Genomic DNA, 18,631 nt, shown 5'->3' with positions numbered 1-18,631 from the left:
TGGTGCCGGATGAACGCGAAGGACGTGGCACGACAGGCGCTGGGACGGTACGGCGAGGATCTCGCCGTGCGGAGGCTGACCGAGTCGGGGATGACGGTGATCGCCCGGAACTGGCGCTGCCGGGGCGGAGAGGTCGACATCGTGGCGCGGGACGGGGACGCCCTCGTCCTGTGCGAGGTCAAGACGCGCCGCCGGGGGGTCTTCGAGCACCCCATGGCAGCGCTGCGGGCCGCCAAGGCCGAGCGGCTGCGGCGGCTCGCCGGGCGCTGGCTCGCCGATCACGGCGGACCGCCCCCGGGCGGGGTGCGGATCGACCTCGTCGGAGTGCTGCTGCCGCGCCGTGGTGCGCCGCAGGTGGAACACGTCAGGGGGGTGGCCTGATGGGTTTCGCGCGGGCCTGCTCGGTGGCCCTGGTGGGCGTCGAGGGCGTACTGGTCGAGGTCCAGGCCGACCTGGAGCCGGGGGTCGCCGCCTTCACCCTGGTGGGGCTGCCCGACAAGACCCTGGTCGAGAGCCGGGACCGGGTGCGGGCCGCCGTGGTGAACTCCGGCGCCCAGTGGCCGCAGAAGAAGCTCACGGTCGGGCTCAGCCCGGCGTCCGTCCCGAAGGCGGGCGCCCATTTCGACCTCGCCGTCGCCGTCGCGGTGCTGGGCGCCGCCGAGGTGGTCGACCCCGGTGCGATCGCCGACCTCGTGCTCATCGGGGAGCTGGGCCTCGACGGCCGGGTCCGCCCGGTGCGGGGGATCCTGCCTGCGGTGCTCGCCGCCGCCGAGGCCGGGTACCGGCAGGTGGTGGTGCCCGAGCAGTGCGCCGGCGAGGCCGGGCTGGTCCCGGACGTCGCGGTGCTCGGGGTGCGCAGCCTGCGGCAGTTGATCGCCGTCCTGACCGACGAGGCGGTGCCCGATGAGGAGCCGCCGGACCGGCCGGGACGCCCCGACCCGATACTGGCGGGGCTGGTGGTACCGGGCGCCGGACTCGGTACGGGCCTGGCCCGGGGCGGGGGTGACGCCGCGGAGGTTCCCGACCTCGCCGACGTCGCCGGTCAGTACGCGGCCCGCCGGGCCCTGGAGGTGGCCGCCTCCGGGGGCCACCACCTCTTCCTCAGCGGGCCGCCCGGCGCGGGCAAGACGATGCTGGCCGAGCGGCTGCCGTGGCTTCTGCCCCCGCTCGACCGGCAGGACTCCCTGGAGGTGACCGCCGTCCACTCCGTCGCGGGGATCCTGCCGCCCGGCGAACCCCTGGTCGGACGGCCCCCGTACTGCGCCCCGCACCACTCCGCGACGATGCAGTCCCTGGTCGGCGGCGGCGCCGGGATCCCCCGGCCCGGGGCGGTCTCGCTGGCACACCGGGGGGTGCTGTTCCTGGACGAGGCCGCGGAGTTCAGTGGGAAGGTCCTGGACGCCCTGCGGCAGCCCCTCGAAGCGGGGCACGTGGTCATCGCACGTGCCGCCGGGGTGGTGCGGCTGCCGGCCCGCTTCCTGATGGTCCTCGCCGCGAACCCCTGCCCGTGCGGGCGGCACACCCTGCACGGCGCCGGCTGCGAATGCCCGGCCGCCGTGATCCGCCGCTACCAGGCCCGGTTGTCGGGGCCGCTGCTGGACCGGGTCGACCTGCGGGTCGAGGTCCAGCCCGTGACCCGCTCCGACCTCCTCGGGCAGGGCGGCCGGGGGGAGAGCACCGCGACCGTCGCCGCCCGGGTCCGCGAGGCCCGCGACCGGGCCGCCGCCCGGCTCGCCGACACGCCCTGGCGGCTGAACTCCGAGGTGCCCGGGCACGAGTTGCGCACCCGCTGGCCGGCCGGCCCCGGGGCACTGGCCCGGGCCGAGCGGGACATGGAGCGCGGACTGCTGACCGCGCGGGGCCTGGACCGGGTGTTACGGGTCGCCTGGACCGTGGCCGACCTGCGCGGCCACGACCGCCCCGACGCGCTGGACGTGGCCGTCGCGCTGGAACTGCGTACCGGGATCGCCCGCGGGGCTGTCCTGGACGCGGAGGCGCGGCGGTGACCGCCGGCGGGGCGGGGGACGCGGAGGTCCCGCGGGGCGGCGGGCCGCCCGACGCGGAGGCCCCCTGCCCCGGCGGCCGTGGCGGCCACGCGGCCCCGGCTTCCGGCGGGCCGTGGGAACGGGACGGCGCGGCACGGGCCGGGACCCGGCAGGGGCAAGGCGGCACGGGGGGAGGGGAGGCCGGGGCGGAGGTGCTGGCGCGGGTCGCGCTGACCCGGGTGCTGGAACCGGGGGACGAGTGCGGGGGCCGGTGGCTGCGCGAGCACGGGGCCGTCGGGCTGATGCGGATCCTGACCGGCGACGGCCCGGAGCCCGGCGCGCTGACCGGGGTCGGACCCGAGCGGATCGACGGGTACCGGAGACGGGCCGCCCTCGCCGACCCCCGGCGGGACCTCGCGGAGGCTGCCGCGGCGGGGTGCCGGTTCGTCCCGCCGGGTTCGGCGGAGTGGCCGACCCAGCTGGACGACCTCGGGGACGCCCGGCCCGTCGGGCTGTGGCTGCGGGGCGGCGCCGACCTGCGGACCTGGGCCCTGCGCTCGGTCGCCGTGGTCGGGGCCCGCGCGTGCACCCCGTACGGGGCCCACATGGCGCAGACCCTCGCCGCCGGACTCGCCGAGCGCGGCTGGGTGGTGGTCTCCGGCGCCGCGTACGGGATCGACGGCGCCGCGCACCGGGGCGCCCTCGGCACCGGCGGCGCCACCGTCGCGGTGCTGGCCTGCGGAGTGGACGTGAGCTACCCCCGCGGCCACGCCGGGCTCCTCGGCCGGATCGCCCGGCAGGGGCTGGTGCTGGGGGAGCTGCCGCCCGGCGGCAACCCCACCCCGAGCCGCTTCGTCCTGCGCAACCGGGTCATCGCCGCCCTCACCCGGGGCACCGTGGTCGTCGAGGCGGCCCACCGCAGCGGCTCGCTGGTCACCGCCCGCCGGGCCCAGCGGCTCGGCCGCCTCACCATGGGCGTCCCCGGCCCCGCCACCAGCGGCCTCTCCGCCGGAGTGCACGAGCTGCTGCGCGGCGAGGCACAGCTCGTCACGGACGCCGCCGAGGTGGTGGAACTGGTCGGCGCCATCGGCGAGCTGGCACCCGTGCGCCGCGGACCGGTGCTCGCCCGCGACCTCCTGCCCCCGGACACCGTGCGCGTGCTCGACGCGCTCCCCGCCGGCCGGCCCGCGCGGCTGGAGGAGATCTCCCTGGCCGCGGCCACCGGCACCGATGAAGTCATCGGCAGACTGTACGAACTTCACTCTCTGGGGTTCGTCGAACGGCAGGGCGACGACTGGCGGTTGACCCCGCGCCCGCCACGAGAGGGGGCGCAATCCCGGGCCACCCGGCGAGGCGGTCATTGACCTGGGGCGTTCCGGTGAAAGAGTGAAGTCGATGAGAGACGCGGTCTTCCCGGTGGCAGTCGCCGGGGCCGAGCGCCAGGCGCCGGTCCCGGGCCGCCCGTGCGAGTCCGGGCGCCGCTGCGCCCCCGCGTCATCCCGTACTCTTCGCGCACCGCGACACTTCCGTCACGCTACGCTCCCAAGGAATCCGGCTCCGGCAAAGGCGAAGCATGCCCCAGCACACCTCAGGGTCCGACCGCGCTGCGGTGCCCCCCGCTGCCCGTGGCGGCGTGCGGTCCACCGCGCCCTCGTCCCTGGAGGTGCTCTGGCGCTCATACAAGGACTCGGGCGACGAACGGCTGCGGGAACAGCTGATCCTGCACTACTCGCCGCTGGTGAAGTACGTGGCGGGCCGGGTCAGCGTCGGCCTGCCGCCCAACGTGGAACAGGCCGACTTCGTCTCCTCCGGGGTCTTCGGCCTGATCGACGCGATCGAGAAGTTCGACATCGAACGGTCCATCAAGTTCGAGACGTACGCCATCACCCGGATCCGCGGCGCGATGATCGACGAGCTGCGGGCGCTCGACTGGATCCCGCGCTCCGTGCGCCAGAAGGCGCGGGCCGTGGAGCGCGCCTACGCCACCCTTGAGGCCCAGCTGCGGCGGACCCCGACGGAGGGCGAGGTCGCGGGTGAGATGGGGATCGGGGTGGAGGAACTCCATACGGTCTTCAGTCAGTTGTCCCTGGCCAACGTGGTCGCCCTCGAAGAGCTGCTGCACGTCGGCGGGGAGGGCGGCGACCGGCTCTCCCTGATGGACACCCTGGAGGACCACGCCGCCGACGACCCGGTCGAGGTGGCCGAGGACCGGGAACTGCGCCGACTGCTCGCACGGGCGATCAACACGCTCCCCGAGCGCGAGAAGACGGTCGTGACCCTCTACTACTACGAGGGCCTCACCCTCGCCGAGATCGGCAACGTGCTGGGTGTGACCGAGAGCCGCGTCAGCCAGATCCACACCAAGTCCGTGCTCCAGCTGAGGGCCAAGCTCGCCGACGTCGGCCGCTGACCCGGCACGGGCCTTGCACACCCTCCGTACAGTGGTGACGTGCCCAGGATTCGAGCGGCCTCCGTGGCCGAGCACCGGTCGATGCAGCGCGGCGCCCTGTTGGACGCGGCGCGCTCCCTGCTGTCCGAAGGCGGGACGGAAGCCCTGACCTTCCCCGCCCTCGCGGAGCGGACCGGGCTCGCCCGGTCGTCCGTGTACGAGTACTTCCGGTCGCGCGCGGCCGTGGTCGAAGAGCTGTGCTCGGTGGACTTCCCCGTGTGGGCCGCCGAGATCGAGGCCGCCATGGAGGCCGCACAGACGCCCGAGGCGAAGATCGAGGCGTATGTGCGCAGCCAGCTCGCACTGGTGGGGGACCGCCGGCACCGGGCGGTGGTGGCGATCTCCGCCAGTGAGCTGGACGCGGGCGCGCGGGAGAAGATCCGTGCCGCGCACGGCGGCCTGGTCGCGATGGTCGTCGAGGCCCTCGGCGCCCTGGGCCACGCGGAGCCGCGACTGGCCGCGATGCTGCTGCAGGGCGTCGTGGACGCCGCGGTGCGCCGGATCGAGCTCGGCGCGGCCGAGGAGCCCGACGTGGTGACCGAGGCCGCCGTCGCCATGGCCCTGCGGGGCGTGCGCGGCTAGGAGGTCCGGGTCCCGTCCTGTGAGGGCCCGGCCGTCGGCAGGAGGCGGGGCGTGGGGCGGGGGAGCAGGGTCAGCGGGTCGAGATAGGTGTCCTCGCCGGTCAGCAGGCCCCAGTGCAGGCACGGGGCCGGGCAGTGCGAGCCGGCCGTGAGGACCGCGACCTCCTGCCCCGCCATGACCTCCTCCCCCTCCGCGACCAGCGGCCGCACCGGCTCGTAGGTCGTGCGCCGGCCCCCGGGGAGGGTGAGCGAGAGCACCCCGCGGCCCGCGACCTGCCCGGCGTAGTGCACCCGGCCCGGTCCGACCGCCCGTACCCGCGCCCCCACCGGAGCGGCCAGGTCCACCCCGCGGTGGCCGGCCGCGTAGGGCGTCGGCGGCGGATCCCACCAGCGCGTCACGGACAGTGGCGGGGGCAGTGGCCGGGCCGCCGGGACGGGGTTCGGGACGAGGGTCGGGGGCAGGGCGGGGGCCAGCGCCAGCAGCAGGGTGAGCAGCAGTGTCGTCATGCCCACAGGCTCCCGCGCGCACGGCCGCGGGCGCCCGTGCCTGTGGATGGCCGAAAGGGTGTGGACAACGGCGTCACCCGGCATACCGCCGGGTCCCGTACACTTCTTGTGGCGATCCGGGTCACCGGGTCGACTTCGCACGCCCCAGCATCGGCCGGATCCGGCCTGGTGAAAGCGTCTCTCGGTCCCTCTTTCGGGGCAGGGCGCGGCGGGGCGTCAGGAACCAAACCGAGAAAACAAGGAGATGGCCATGGCCGTCGTAACGATGCGGGAGCTGCTGGAAAGCGGCGTCCACTTCGGTCACCAGACCCGTCGCTGGAACCCGAAGATGAAGCGCTTCATCTTCACCGAGCGCAACGGCATCTACATCATCGACCTGCTCCAGTCGCTGTCGTACATCGACCGCGCCTACGAGTTCGTGAAGGAGACCGTCGCGCACGGTGGCTCCATCATGTTCGTCGGTACGAAGAAGCAGGCCCAGGAGGCCATCGCCGAGCAGGCGACGCGCGTCGGCATGCCGTACGTCAACCAGCGTTGGCTCGGTGGCATGCTCACCAACTTCTCCACCGTCTACAAGCGCCTCCAGCGTCTGAAGGAGCTTGAGGCGATCGACTTCGAGGACGTCGCCGCCTCGGGTCTCACCAAGAAGGAGCTCCTGGTCCTCTCCCGCGAGAAGACCAAGCTGGAGAAGACCCTCGGTGGTATCCGCGAGATGTCGAAGGTTCCCAGCGCCGTCTGGATCGTCGACACCAAGAAGGAGCACATCGCGGTCGGTGAGGCGCGCAAGCTGCACATCCCCGTGGTCGCGATCCTCGACACCAACTGCGACCCCGACGAGGTCGACTACAAGATCCCGGGCAACGACGACGCGATCCGCTCCGTCACCCTGCTCACCCGCGTGATCGCCGACGCCGTCGCCGAGGGCCTCATCGCCCGCTCCGGCGCTGCGACCGGTGACTCGAAGCCGGGCGAGAAGGCCGCCGCCGAGCCGCTCGCCGAGTGGGAGCGCGACCTGCTCGAGGGTGAGAAGAAGGCCGACGACGCCGAGGCCCCCGCGGCCGACGCCGCCGTCGAGGCCCCGGCCGTCGAGGCTGTCGAGGCCCCGGCCGTCGAGGCCCCGGCCGCCGAGGCTGTCGAGGCTCCGGCCGCCGACGCCGAGCAGGCCTGACCCACTGAGTGGGCCCGGCGTTCATCCGCCGGGCACTCGCAGCACGGACGATGACGGCGGGGGAGCCGCGCCACGAGCGCGGCGCCTCCGCCGTTCACCCGTAGATCTACGACTTCGAGAGAGAATCACAGACTCATGGCGAACTACACCGCCGCTGACGTCAAGAAGCTCCGCGAGCTCACCGGCGCCGGCATGCTGGACTGCAAGAACGCGCTCGTCGAGGCCGACGGTGACGTCACCAAGGCCAACGAGATCCTGCGCGTCAAGGGCCTGAAGGGTGTCGCCAAGCGCGAGGGCCGTTCCGCCGAGAACGGTGCCGTCACCTCCCTGATCGCCGACGACGCCACCTCCGGTGTCCTCGTCGAGCTCAAGTGCGAGACCGACTTCGTCGCGAAGAGCCCGAAGTTCCTGGCCGTCGCCGACCAGCTCGCCGCCCACGTGGCCGCCATCTCCCCGGCGGACATCGAGGCGCTGCTGGCGTCCGAGATCGAGGCCGGCAAGACCGTCCAGGCGTTCGTGGACGAGGCCAACGCCAACCTCGGCGAGAAGATCGTCCTGGACCGCTTCGCGGCGTACGAGGGTGCCTTCGTGGCCTCCTACATGCACCGCACCATGCCCGACCTGCCCCCGCAGATCGGTGTCCTGGTCGAGCTGGACAAGGCCGACGCCGAGCTGGCCAAGGGCATCGCCCAGCACATCGCCGCGTTCGCGCCGAAGTACCTGACCGCCGAGGACGTCCCGGCCGAGATCGTCGAGTCCGAGCGCCGCGTCGCCGAGGAGACCACCCGCGCCGAGGGCAAGCCCGAGGCCGCGATCGCCAAGATCGTCGAGGGTCGCGTCAATGGCTTCTTCAAGGACGCCACGCTGCTCGGCCAGCCGTACGCCCTGGACAACAAGAAGTCCGTCCAGAAGGTTCTGGACGAGGCCGGTGTCACCCTGAAGCGCTTCACCCGCATCAAGGTCGGCATCTGAGTCCGTCCGTACGCGACGGACACCGGACCCCGGTAGGGTCTGAAGCAGTCGTCCGCGCTCGCGCGAGGCGACCGCAGATCTGACGAGGAGGCCATTGCCGTAGAGGGAACCGCAAGGACCCACCGGCAATGGCCTTCTTCGTATGTGCACGAGGAGATCTCCATGAATCAGGGCGTGGACACCCACACCGCTTCCGACGACAAGAGCGACCACGAGAAGAAGGGTCGCCGCTTCATGCTGAAGCTCTCCGGCGAAGCCTTCTCGGGCGGCGGCGGGCTGGGCGTCGACCCTGACGTCGTGCACGCCATCGCCCGCGAGATCGCGGCCGTGGTCCGAGACGGCGCCGAGATCGCGATCGTCATCGGCGGCGGCAACTTCTTCCGCGGCGCCGAACTGCAGCAGCGCGGTATGGACCGGGCCCGGTCCGACTACATGGGCATGCTCGGCACCGTCATGAACTGCCTCGCCCTCCAGGACTTCCTGGAGAAGGAAGGCATCGACAGCCGTGTCCAGACCGCCATCACCATGGGCCAGGTCGCGGAGCCGTACATCCCGCTGCGCGCCGTCCGGCACCTGGAGAAGGGCCGCGTCGTGATCTTCGGCGCCGGCATGGGCATGCCGTACTTCTCCACCGACACCACGGCCGCCCAGCGTGCCCTGGAGATCGACGCCGAAGCCCTCCTCATGGGCAAGAACGGTGTCGACGGGGTCTACGACTCCGACCCGAAGACCAACCCGGACGCGGTGAAGTTCGACGCGCTGGAGTACAGCGAGGTGCTGTCCCGGGACCTCAAGGTCGCCGACGCCACGGCCATCACGCTGTGCCGTGACAACGCGCTTCCGATCCTGGTCTTCGAACTCCTCGCCGAGGGCAATATCGCCCGCGCCGTCAAGGGTGAGAAGATCGGCACGCTCGTGAGCGACCAGGGCACCCGGGCCTGAGCCCCACCGCGGCCCGGCTCCGGCCGGGCCCGGTCCGGGCGGCTCGTACCGCCCCGCCCGCCTGAACCATCCAAATCTGACATGCAGGAGCACGTGGTGATCGAAGAAATCCTCCTCGAGGCCGAGGAGAAGATGGAGAAGGCCGTCGTCGTCGCCAAGGAAGACTTCGCCGCGATTCGCACGGGCCGTGCGCACCCGGCGATGTTCAACAAGATCGTGGCGGACTACTACGGTGCCATCACGCCCATCAACCAGCTCGCCTCCTTCGCGGTTCCCGAGCCGCGCATGGCGATCGTGACGCCGTTCGACGCGTCCGCGCTGCGCAACATCGAGCAGGCGATCCGCGACTCCGACCTCGGTGTCAACCCGAGCAACGACGGCCGCATCATCCGGGTGACCTTCCCGGAGCTCACCGGTGAGCGCCGCAAGGAGTACATCAAGGTCGCGCGCACCAAGGCCGAGGACTCCAAGGTCTCCATCCGTTCCGTGCGCCGCAAGGCCAAGGACGCCCTCGACAAGCTCGTCAAGGACAAGGAAGCCGGCGAGGACGAGGTGCGCCGCGCGGAGAAGGAGCTCGACGACACCACCGCGAAGTACGTCGCGCAGGTGGACGAGCTGCTCAAGCACAAGGAATCCGAGCTGCTCGAGGTCTGATGAACGACTCTCCCTGGGCCGCCGAGCCGGTGGCGGCGGGTCCCGCATACGATGCGCTGGTGGGCCCGCAGACTCGGCCCATGTCCATCGTGCCCGATGCCGCCGGCCGTGATTTCGACGACCGGGAAGCACGCGATCGGGGGGCCGCCGCCTTCGGCGGCCCCCCGTTCCGCGCCGAGACGCCGCCGCAGGAGCCCATGCCCAGCCCCCCGCCTCCGCCTTCGCAGGTACCGCAGGACGCCTCCCCGCCGCCGCAGAAGAAGCGCGCGGGGCGGGATCTGCGTGCCGCCATAGGGGTCGGCGTCGGCCTCGGCGCGGTGATCTTCGCTTCGCTGTTCATCGTCAAGGCCGTCTTCGTCGGTGTGATCGTCGTCGCCGTCGTCGTCGGCCTGTGGGAGCTCACCTCCCGGCTCCAGGAGAAGAAGGGCATCAAGGCCCCGCTCGTCCCGCTCGCGGTCGGCGGCGCGGCCATGGTGATCGCCGGATACGTCCGGGGGGCCGAGGGCGCCTGGGTGGCCATGGCGCTCACGGCGCTGGCCGTGCTCGTCTGGCGGATGACCGAAGCGCCCGAGGACTACCTCAAGGACGTCACGGCGGGCGTCTTCGCAGCGTTCTACGTGCCCTTCCTGGCCACGTTCGTCGCGATGCTGCTCACCGCCGACGACGGCCCCCAGCGGGTGGTGACCTTCCTGGTCCTGACGGTGGTCAGCGACACGGGGGCCTACGCGGTCGGCTGGCGCTTCGGCAAGACCAAGCTCGCCCCGCGCATCAGCCCAGGCAAGACCCGCGAGGGACTCTTCGGGGCGGTGGCCTTCGCGATGGCGGCCGGCGCGCTGTGCATGGAGTTCCTGATCGACGGGGGCTCCTGGTGGCAGGGTCTGGTACTGGGCCTGGCGGTCGCGGTCAGCGCCACCCTGGGTGACCTGGGCGAGTCGATGATCAAGCGCGACCTGGGCATCAAGGACATGGGCACCCTGCTCCCGGGCCACGGCGGCATCATGGACCGGCTCGACTCGCTGCTGCCGACCGCTCCGGTGGTCTGGCTGCTGCTGGCGGCCTTCGTGGGTACGGGCTGACCTGCGGAAAAGCCGGGCGATACGCCGGGCGGTTACTCTTGGAAGGCGCGCTGCTTCTGCGGCGCGCCTTTCGTCTTACAAGGAGTACCCGCCATGGCCCGCCCCGTTCCGGGAGAGCTCACCTTCGTCGCCCCTCGTGGGGCCAAGAAGCCGCCCCGGCACCTCGCCGACCTGACCCCGGCCGAGCGCCGGGAGGCCGTGGCCGCGATCGGTGAGAAGCCGTTCCGGGCCAAGCAGCTCTCCCAGCACTACTTCGCCCGCTACGCGCACGACCCGGCCGAGTGGACCGACATCCCCGCCGCGTCGCGCGAGAAGCTCCAGCAGGAGCTGCTGCCGCAGCTGATGAACGTCGTCCGGCACATCAGCTGCGACGACGACACCACCCGCAAGACCCTGTGGAAGCTGCACGACGGCACGCTCGTCGAGTCCGTGCTGATGCGCTACCCCGACCGGGTCACCATGTGCATCTCCTCGCAGGCCGGCTGCGGCATGAACTGCCCGTTCTGCGCCACCGGCCAGGCGGGCCTGGACCGCAACCTGTCCACGGCCGAGATCGTGCACCAGATCGTCGACGGCATGCGCGCGCTGCGCGACGGCGAGGTCCCCGGCGGCCCGGCCCGGCTCTCCAACATCGTCTTCATGGGCATGGGCGAGCCGCTGGCCAACTACAAGCGGGTCGTCGGCGCCATCCGCCGTCTCACCGACCCGGAGCCCGACGGCCTGGGCCTGTCGCAGCGCGGCATCACCGTCTCCACCGTCGGCCTGGTCCCGGCCATGCTGCGCTTCGCCGACGAGGGCTTCAAGTGCCGCCTCGCGGTCTCGCTGCACGCGCCGGACGACGAGCTGCGCGACACCCTGGTCCCGGTGAACACCCGCTGGAACGTCCGCGAGGTCCTCGACGCGGCCTGGGAGTACGCCGAGAAGTCCGGCCGGCGCATTTCCATCGAGTACGCGCTGATCCGTGACATCAACGACCAGGCCTGGCGCGGTGACCTCCTCGGCCGCCTGCTCAAGGGCAAGCGCGTGCACGTCAACCTGATCCCGCTGAACCCGACCCCGGGCTCGAAGTGGACCGCCTCGCGTCCCGAGGACGAGAAGGCCTTCGTCGAGGCCATCGCCCGGCACGGCGTGCCCGTGACCGTACGCGACACCCGTGGCCAGGAGATCGACGGCGCGTGCGGCCAGCTGGCCGCCTCCGAGCGCTAGATTCCGGCCGCGGACGCCCGTAACCGGCCACGGGGTACCCTGTGGCCGGACAACTTCATCATTCCGACAGGGGAGCGCCACAGCGCTGAGAGTGCGGTAACCGTCATCCGCAGACCCTCTGAACCTCGCCCCGGTCATTCGGGGTAGGAAGTTCGGTCATCACTCAAGCTGTTGCGCCCTGCCCGGCGTCCGCTCCCACAGAGCGCCGGGCAGGGCCGCGTCTTCTCCTGGACATCCCAGGAGGAATTCACCAGTGAGCACCACCAAGAAGATCGCGGGCGCAGCGCTCGTGGCCGCGCTGGGCGTCGGCACGCTCAGCGCCTGTGGCGGCGGCGACGCCAAGGACAAGCCGGCGGGCGCGAGCGACGCCCCGAAGTCCAAGACGATCACGCTGGTCTCCCACGACTCCTTCAACGTGACCGACACGGTCCTCAAGGAGTTCGAGCAGCAGAGCGGCTACACCGTCAAGGTCCTGAAGTCCGGCGACGCCGGCGCCGCCCTGAACCAGGAGATCCTCACCAAGGGCTCCCCGCGCGGCGACGTCTTCTTCGGCGTCGACAACACGCTCCTCTCGCGCGCCCTCGACAACGGGATCTTCACCCCGTACCAGGCCAAGGGTCTGGACCAGGTCAAGCCGGAGTTCGTGCTCGACCAGCAGCACCGTGTCACCCCGGTCGACTCCGGCGACATCTGCGTCAACTACGACAAGGCCTACTTCGCCGACAAGAAGATCGCCCCGCCGCAGACGCTGGACGACCTGATCAAGCCGGAGTACAAGAACCTGCTGGTCACCGAGAACGCCGCGACCTCCTCGCCCGGCCTCGGCTTCCTGCTCGCCTCCGTCGGCAAGTACGGCGAGGACAGCTGGAAGGACTACTGGAGCAAGCTCAAGGCCAATGGCGTCGAGGTCGTCGACGGCTGGGAGCAGGCCTACAACGAGCGCTTCTCCGGCTCCGCGGGCGGCAAGAAGGCCAAGGGCGACCGTCCGCTGGTCGTCTCCTACGCCTCCAGCCCGCCGGTCGAGGTCCTCTACGGCGAGCCGCAGCCGGCCGAGGCCCCCACGGGCGTGGCCACCGGCACCTGCTTCCGCCAGGTCGAGTTCGCGGGCCTGCTCAAGGGCGCGAAGAACGAGGAGGGCGGCAAGGCGCTCATCGACTTCCTGGTGAGCAAGAAGTTCCAGGAGGACATGCCACTCCAGATGTTCGTGAACCCGGTGGTCAAGGACGCGAAGCTGCCGGAGGTCTTCACGAAGCACGGCGTGGTCGTCGAGAAGCCGGAAACGGTCGCCCCCGACGCCATCGCCAAGAACCGTGACCAGTGGGTCAAGGCATGGTCCTCGCTCGTCGTGAAGTAGTGCGGGACGGCTCCCCGAAGACAGGCGGGCGCGCCACCGCCGTCAGGTTCGCCCTGATGACGGTGCCGCTCGCCTTCTTCGGGCTGTTCTTCGCCTATCCCGTCGCCGCGATCGTGGGGCGCGGGCTCAAGACGGACGAGGGCTGGCAGTTCGGGCGCGTCGGCGAGGTCCTGGCGAGGCCCGACATCGCGGGCGTCCTGTGGTTCACCACGTGGCAGGCGTTCGCCTCCACCGTCCTCACCCTGCTGATCGCCCTTCCCGGCGCGTACGTCTTCGCTCGCTTCGACTTCCCCGGCAAACAATCGTTGCGGGCCCTGGTCACCGTGCCCTTCGTGCTGCCGACCGTGGTGGTGGGATCGGCCTTCCTGGCCCTGGTCGGGCGGGGCGGGATGCTCGACGAACTGTGGGGCGTCCGGCTGGACACCACCGTCTGGGCGATCCTGCTCGCCCACATCTTCTTCAACTACGCCGTCGTCGTCCGGACGGTCGGCGGGCTGTGGGCCCAGCTGGACCCGCGCCAGGAGGAGGCCGCCCGGGTCCTGGGCGCCGGGCGGTTCGCCGCCTGGCGACGGGTGACGCTGCCCGCGCTGGGCCCGGCGGTGGCCGCGGCCTCGCTGATGGTGTTCCTGTTCACCTTCACCTCCTTCGGTGTCGTGCAGATCCTGGGCGGGCCCGCGTACTCCACGCTGGAGGTGGAGGTCTACCGGCAGACCGCGCAGCTCCTGGACCTGCCGACGGCCGCGGTGCTGACGGTGGTCCAGTTCGCCGCCGTCGGCCTGATCCTCGCCGTGCACGCCCGGACCGTGCGCCGGCGCGAGACCGCGTTGCGGCTCGTGGACCCGGCGCACACGGCGCACCGCCCGCGCGGCTGGGCCCAGCGGAGCCTCCTCGGCGGGGTTCTGCTGACCGTGGCGCTGCTGATCGTGGCCCCGCTGGCCGTGCTGGTGGAGCGGTCCTTCGACGCGCCCGGCGGGTACGGGCTGGGCTTCTACCGGGCGCTGCAGGACGCGGGCTCCGGTGGCGGAACGTTTCTGGTGCCGCCGCTGGAGGCCATCTGGAACTCCCTGCAGTACGCGCTGGCCGCCACCGCCATCGCCCTGCTCGTCGGAGGGCTCGCGGCCGCGGCGCTGACCCGTCGCGGCGGCCGGTTCGTGCGGGGGTTCGACGCGCTGCTGATGCTCCCCCTCGGCGTGTCCGCCGTGACGGTGGGCTTCGGCTTCCTGATCACGCTGGACGAGCCGCCGCTGGACCTGCGGACCTCGTGGATCCTGGTGCCGCTGGCGCAGGCGCTCGTCGGCGTGCCGTTCGTCGTACGGACCATGCTGCCCGTGCTGCGGGCCGTGGACGGCCGGCTGCGGGAGGCGGCGGCCGTGCTCGGGGCGTCGCCGCTGCGGGCCTGGCGGGAGGTGGACCTGCCGCTGGTGCGGCGGGCACTGCTGATCGCCGCGGGCTTCGCCTTCGCCGTCTCGCTCGGGGAGTTCGGGGCGACGGTGTTCATCGCCCGGCCGGACCACCCGACGCTGCCGGTGGCGGTGGCCCGGCTGCTGGGGCGGGCCGGGGAGATGAACTACGGGCAGGCGATGGCCCTGAGCACGATTTTGATGCTGGTGTGCGCGGTGTCCCTGCTCCTGCTGGAACGGCTGCGACCCGCCACGACCTCGGGAGAGTTCTGATGACCCTGCTCCGGCTCGACGGCGTATCGGTCCGCTTCGGCGACCGGGCCGTCGTGGACGCGGTGGACCTGGAGGTCGCCGAGCACGAGATCGTCTGCGTGCTGGGGCCGAGCGGCAGCGGCAAGTCCACCCTGCTGCGGGTGGTCGCCGGGCTGCAGCCCGTGTCCGGCGGGCGGGTGCTGCTCGGTGACGCGGACCAGGCGGCGGTCCCGGTGCACCGGCGCGGGGTCGGTCTCATGTTCCAGGACCACCAGCTGTTCCCGCACCGGGACGTCGGCGGGAACGTCGCCTTCGGACTGCGGATGCGGGGTGCCTCCGGCGGGTCCTCGGCCGCCCGGGTCGCGGAGCTGCTGGACCTGGTCGGCCTTCCGGGCGCCGAGCGCCGGGCGGTGGCCTCGCTGTCGGGCGGTGAGCAGCAGCGGGTGGCCCTGGCCAGGGCCCTGGCCCCCTCACCGCGGCTGCTGATGCTGGACGAGCCGCTGGGCCAGCTCGACCGGGGGCTGCGGGAGCGGCTCGTGGTGGAACTGCGCTCCCTGTTCTCCCGCCTCGGCACCACCGTGCTCGCCGTCACCCACGACCAGGGCGAGGCCTTCGCGCTGGCCGACCGGGTCGTGGTCATGCGGGACGGGCGCATCGCGCAGGCGGGGACCCCGCTGGAGGTCTGGGAGCGGCCGGCGTCCGAGTTCGTGGCGCGCTTCCTCGGCTTCGAGAACGTGGTCCCGGCCACGGTGTGCGGGGGTGCGGCCGCGACCCCGTGGGGGAAGGTGCCGGTCCCCGCCGGGGCGCCGGAGGGCGAGCGGCGGCTGCTGATCCGCCCGGTCGGCGTACGTCTGGGGGCGGACGGCCTGAGCTGCGAGGTGGCCTCGCGCACCTTCCGGGGCACCCATGTGGCCCTGCTGCTGAGGCCCGAGGAGGGGCCGGTACTGGAGGCCGAGTGCGGCCTCGCGGGGGCTCCGGCCGTGGGTGACCGGGTCCGGGTGACCTTCGCCCCGTCCGAGGTGGTCGTCCTGCCGGGCGGACCCTGAGGACCGTGGCCCGCGGGGCCCGCCCGGCCCTCCGATCGCGCTGCGCCGTCGGCGCCCTCGGTACCGTCAGGGCCGGATGCCGTCGACGGCGATCGGCAGGTGACGGGGGCCGCGCAGCACCGCGTTCTGGCGGTACTCGGGCGGGTCGGCCAGCAGCCGGGGGTTCTCCAGCCTGCGGGCCAGCTCGCTCAGGGCCAGCTGGGCCTCCAGCCGGGCCAGCGGCGCCCCGAAGCAGCTGTGGATGCCGCTGCCCAGGCCCAGGTGCTGGATGTCCTCACGGTCCGGGTCGAACCGGTCCGGGTCCGCGAACCGCAGGGGATCCCGGTTCCCGGCGGCCAGGACCAGCCAGAGCGAGGCGCCCTTGGGGATGGACACGCCCGCCACCTCGATGTCGGCGAGGGTGGTGCGCTGCGGGACCAGCTGCACCGGGGGCTCGTAGCGCAGCAGCTCCTCCACGAGGTTGACGGACAGCTCCGGATCGGAGCGCAGCCGGTCGAGCACGTCCGGGAAGCGCAGCAGCGTGAGCATCCCGTTGGTGATCAGGTTGACCGTGGTCTCGTGCCCGGCGATCAGCAGCAGCGCCGCGGTGCTCAGCACCTCCATCGTGGTCATGGTGCCGTCCGGGCTGTTCCCGGTGGCCAGCTCGGAGAGCATGTCGCCGGTCGGGTTCTTGCGCCGCTCCTCGATCAGTCCGGACAGGTACATGCCGAGTTCCATGCGGGAGTCGTGCGTGCGCCTCTCGCGTTCCTTGGGGTCCGCGTCCGGATCCGGGTCCAGGCTCGCCGCGAGGGTGTCCGCCCAGACGTGGAAGCGCGCCTCGTCCTCGGGCGGGACGCCCAGCAGCCGGCAGATCACGGTCACCGGGAAGGGGTAGGAGAACTCCTCGACCAGGTCGATCCGTTCGGCGTTGCCGTTCTCCGCGATCTTGTCGATCAGGCCCTTGACGATGTCGTGCAGGTCGCCCCGCATGTCGTGGACGCGGTGCGGGGAGTGCGGCGGGCCGAAGGGCCGGTTGGTCATGCGGCGCAGCCGGTCGTGCTCGGGCGGGTCGAGCTTCAGGAAGGACGGCGGCAGGACCGTCTCCTCCTCCCCGCCCGGCTCGGCCAGCGGGTCGGCGGCGGTCGACGCCAGGTTCCGGGCGTCGGAGCTGATCCGCGGATCGTGCAGCAGGGCCTGGATCTCGTAGTAGGTGCTGACGACGAACGGCCCGCTGCCGTCGTGGTAGACCGGCGTCCGGCGGAGCTCCTTGTAGAGCGGGTACGGGTCGGCCCGGTTGGAGTAGTCCAGGATCTGCCGCAGGATGTCTTGAGTCATGAGGGGTCCTCGTGCTCCTCGCGCTCCTCCGGGGAGGGCGCGTCCGGGTCAGTGGTGCGCGGGGGTGAACGTCATCCGCCGGTCGGCCGGCGAATAGCCGCTGAGCGTGATGGTCGGGCCGTGCGTGGGCACCGACGGGTCGGGGAAGTCCGCGGGCATCGGCCGGTTGCCCTCGGGCCTGCGGTCCACGGTGGTGAACGGCGGCGGGAAGGGCGCGGTCTCCTCGATGAGCCGCTCGTAGAACTGCAGCCAGCGTGACTGGTCGAAGGTGACGGCGCCGATCACCCGGCCCTGGTACCCGTACACGCCCGTGAACCGGCGCTCGGCGCGCGAGCCCTGGGAGATCAGGATCTCCGTGCCCATGGAGGGCACCCCGACCGACTTGATGTTCACGCCGAACTGGGAGGACCAGAAGGCCGGCACCCACAGGTGGGGGCGGCGGTCCGCGCTCTCGCTGAGCATGTTGTGCGCCGCCGTCTCCGCCTGCGCGACGGCGTTGCCCCAGTGCTCCAGGGACAGGAACTGGTATCCGAACAGGGCGTGCGGGGAACGTGCCACGTCACCCGCCACGTAGATGTCGTCGGTGACGATGCCCCGGATGTCGAAGGCCCGGCAGCCCGCGTCGCACGCGATGCCGCGGGGGCCCGCGCCCAGCCCGGACCCGGCCAGCCACTCGGTGTTGCGCATGGCCCCGAGGGAGACGACCACCACGTCCGCCTCCAGGGTGGTGCCGTCGGACAGGTGCGCCGCGCGGACCCGCCCGGTGGCGTCGCCCTCCAGCCGCGTCACCATGATCCCGGTGCGCAGGTCCACACCGTGCTCGCGGTGCATCTCGGCCGCCACCTCGCCGATCACCCCGCCCAGGGCGCCGACCAGCGGCGCGGCGCCCCGTTCGGCGACGGTGACGGGCAGCCCGCGTTCCCGGCAGGCGGAGGCGATCTCGGAGCCGGTGAACCCGGCGCCGATCACCAGCACCCGGCGCGGTCCGGCGGCGAGTTTCTGCTCCAGGGCGGCCGCGTCGTCACGGGTGCGCAGGACGAAGACCCCGTCGAGCGCGGCCTCGTCCGCCTGGGGCCAGGGCCGGGCCCGTACGCCGGTGGCGATCAGGAGCCGGTCGTACTCCACCTCGTTCCCGTCGCCGAGGCGGACCCTGCGGGCCGCCATGTCCAGGCCGGTCGCGGGGACGCCGAGACGCCACTCGGCCCCGATGTCCCGGCGGCGGGGGAGCGCGGTGTGCTCCGGGCCGGCCCGGCCCAGCAGCACCTGCTTGGACAGCGGCGGCCGGTCGTAGGGCTCGTACGGTTCGTCGCCGATCATCGTGAGGGAGCCGGTGAAGCCCTTCTCCCGCATGGTCTCGGCGGCCCGCAGGCCCGCCAGCGAAGCGCCGACGACGACGATGCGCCCCTCGCGCTTGAGCCGCTCCAGGCTGCCGTCGGCGCTCATGACGCGCCTCCCGGTCCGTCCCCGGCATGGCCGTCCGCCAGCTCCAGCAGGATCGCCCGCACCGGGCAGGCGGCCACCGCCCGGGTGACGTTCTCGCGCAGCTCTCCGTCCGCCTGCCCGTCCACGACCGGATTCGGGTCGTAGAGCAGGGCTTCGTCACCGTGCATCGCGAAGACTTCAGGAGCGAGGAACGCGCACTGGGCGTATCCCTGGCAGCGGTTGAGGTCGACGACAAGCCTCATGAGGCATCAGCCTTTCCGTGGCCCGATCACCCCCGTCACC

The 18,631-nt window shown here is 72.3% G+C and carries 18 protein-coding genes and 1 riboswitch; of the genes, 14 read left to right on the top strand and 4 right to left on the bottom strand.

The genetic code is table 11. The features are described from left to right. The first annotated feature begins 9 nt into the window (after nt 1-9). From ACEPPI_RS04405 to ACEPPI_RS04385, 5 genes are all read left to right on the top strand, one after another. Nucleotides 10-381, top strand: a complete 372-nt coding sequence (locus ACEPPI_RS04405; protein WP_373913908.1) for a YraN family protein — start codon at nt 10-12, stop codon at nt 379-381. Further along, nucleotides 381-2,006, top strand: a complete 1,626-nt coding sequence (locus ACEPPI_RS04400) for a YifB family Mg chelatase-like AAA ATPase (RefSeq protein WP_373913907.1) — start codon at nt 381-383, stop codon at nt 2,004-2,006. The genes ACEPPI_RS04405 and ACEPPI_RS04400 overlap by 1 nt, the downstream gene beginning before the upstream one ends. Before the next feature lie 191 nt (nt 2,007-2,197). After that, nucleotides 2,198-3,349 (top strand): DNA-processing protein DprA, encoded by a 1,152-nt coding sequence (gene dprA / locus ACEPPI_RS04395; protein ID WP_373913943.1) that lies wholly within the window; start codon nt 2,198-2,200, stop codon nt 3,347-3,349. A gap of 209 nt (nt 3,350-3,558) precedes the next feature. Beyond that, on the top strand, nt 3,559-4,395 hold the full coding sequence (whiG, locus tag ACEPPI_RS04390; RefSeq protein WP_285535998.1) for an RNA polymerase sigma factor WhiG: 837 nt from the start codon (nt 3,559-3,561) through the stop codon (nt 4,393-4,395). Between the two features lie 63 nt (nt 4,396-4,458). Continuing rightward, the gene (locus tag ACEPPI_RS04385) at nt 4,459-5,016 is read left to right on the top strand and encodes a TetR/AcrR family transcriptional regulator (RefSeq protein WP_373913942.1); all 558 of its coding nucleotides are present in this window, start codon (nt 4,459-4,461) and stop codon (nt 5,014-5,016) included. On the opposite strand, the gene ACEPPI_RS04380 is transcribed toward ACEPPI_RS04385, so the two are convergent. Next, the gene (locus ACEPPI_RS04380; protein ID WP_373913906.1) at nt 5,013-5,522 is read right to left on the bottom strand and encodes a M23 family metallopeptidase; all 510 of its coding nucleotides are present in this window, start codon (nt 5,520-5,522) and stop codon (nt 5,013-5,015) included. The two genes, ACEPPI_RS04385 and ACEPPI_RS04380, sit on opposite strands and share 4 nt — an antisense overlap. 250 nt (nt 5,523-5,772) lie before the next feature. On the opposite strand from ACEPPI_RS04380, the gene rpsB reads away from it, so the two are divergent. The 9 genes from rpsB to ACEPPI_RS04335 all read left to right on the top strand — a co-directional run bounded on the left by rpsB (nt 5,773) and on the right by ACEPPI_RS04335 (nt 15,592). Further along, entirely contained in the window at nt 5,773-6,690 is a 918-nt protein-coding gene (gene rpsB / locus ACEPPI_RS04375) for a 30S ribosomal protein S2 (protein ID WP_373913905.1), read from the top strand. Between the two features lie 135 nt (nt 6,691-6,825). Next, nucleotides 6,826-7,662 (top strand): translation elongation factor Ts, encoded by an 837-nt coding sequence (tsf, locus tag ACEPPI_RS04370; RefSeq protein WP_373913904.1) that lies wholly within the window; start codon nt 6,826-6,828, stop codon nt 7,660-7,662. Between the two features lie 162 nt (nt 7,663-7,824). Continuing rightward, nucleotides 7,825-8,604, top strand: a complete 780-nt coding sequence (gene pyrH / locus ACEPPI_RS04365; protein WP_280918379.1) for a UMP kinase — start codon at nt 7,825-7,827, stop codon at nt 8,602-8,604. Between the two features lie 96 nt (nt 8,605-8,700). After that, nucleotides 8,701-9,258 carry a ribosome recycling factor gene (frr, locus tag ACEPPI_RS04360; protein WP_030227444.1) on the top strand — a complete coding sequence of 186 codons (558 nt, stop codon included), beginning with the start codon at nt 8,701-8,703 and terminating at the stop codon, nt 9,256-9,258. Further along, entirely contained in the window at nt 9,258-10,334 is a 1,077-nt protein-coding gene (locus ACEPPI_RS04355) for a phosphatidate cytidylyltransferase (protein WP_359944030.1), read from the top strand. Before frr ends, ACEPPI_RS04355 begins: the two co-directional genes overlap by 1 nt. A 93-nt stretch (nt 10,335-10,427) precedes the next feature. Beyond that, nucleotides 10,428-11,540, top strand: a complete 1,113-nt coding sequence (rlmN, locus tag ACEPPI_RS04350; RefSeq protein ID WP_373913903.1) for a 23S rRNA (adenine(2503)-C(2))-methyltransferase RlmN — start codon at nt 10,428-10,430, stop codon at nt 11,538-11,540. A 58-nt stretch (nt 11,541-11,598) separates the two neighbouring features. Then, nucleotides 11,599-11,708: riboswitch (TPP riboswitch) on the top strand. An 85-nt stretch (nt 11,709-11,793) separates the two neighbouring features. Next, complete coding sequence (locus ACEPPI_RS04345) at nt 11,794-12,894, top strand: thiamine ABC transporter substrate binding subunit (RefSeq protein WP_373913902.1); 1,101 nt, start codon at nt 11,794-11,796, stop codon at nt 12,892-12,894. 56 nt (nt 12,895-12,950) lie between these two features. Further along, on the top strand, nt 12,951-14,567 hold the full coding sequence (locus ACEPPI_RS04340) for an ABC transporter permease (RefSeq protein ID WP_373913901.1): 1,617 nt from the start codon (nt 12,951-12,953) through the stop codon (nt 14,565-14,567). Further along, nucleotides 14,567-15,592, top strand: coding sequence for an ABC transporter ATP-binding protein (locus ACEPPI_RS04335; RefSeq protein WP_373913900.1), 1,026 nt, complete (start codon nt 14,567-14,569; stop codon nt 15,590-15,592). The genes ACEPPI_RS04340 and ACEPPI_RS04335 overlap by 1 nt, the downstream gene beginning before the upstream one ends. A gap of 66 nt (nt 15,593-15,658) precedes the next feature. Here ACEPPI_RS04335 and ACEPPI_RS04330 read toward each other — a convergent pair whose 3' ends face one another. The 3 genes from ACEPPI_RS04330 to ACEPPI_RS04320 are packed head-to-tail and all read right to left on the bottom strand — an operon-like array spanning nt 15,659 to nt 18,591. Then, nucleotides 15,659-16,906, bottom strand: coding sequence for a cytochrome P450 (locus ACEPPI_RS04330; protein ID WP_373913899.1), 1,248 nt, complete (start codon nt 16,904-16,906; stop codon nt 15,659-15,661). A gap of 48 nt (nt 16,907-16,954) precedes the next feature. Then, on the bottom strand, nt 16,955-18,349 hold the full coding sequence (locus ACEPPI_RS04325; RefSeq protein WP_373913898.1) for an NAD(P)/FAD-dependent oxidoreductase: 1,395 nt from the start codon (nt 18,347-18,349) through the stop codon (nt 16,955-16,957). Beyond that, nucleotides 18,346-18,591 carry a ferredoxin gene (locus ACEPPI_RS04320; protein WP_373913897.1) on the bottom strand — a complete coding sequence of 82 codons (246 nt, stop codon included), beginning with the start codon at nt 18,589-18,591 and terminating at the stop codon, nt 18,346-18,348. The genes ACEPPI_RS04325 and ACEPPI_RS04320 overlap by 4 nt, the downstream gene beginning before the upstream one ends. Nucleotides 18,592-18,631 lie beyond the last annotated feature (40 nt).

It is taken from the genome of Streptomyces sp. AB3(2024) (assembly GCF_041862025.1).
Lineage (GTDB): Bacteria > Actinomycetota > Actinomycetes > Streptomycetales > Streptomycetaceae > Streptomyces.
This window is presented reverse-complemented; position numbering and strand designations above follow the sequence as displayed.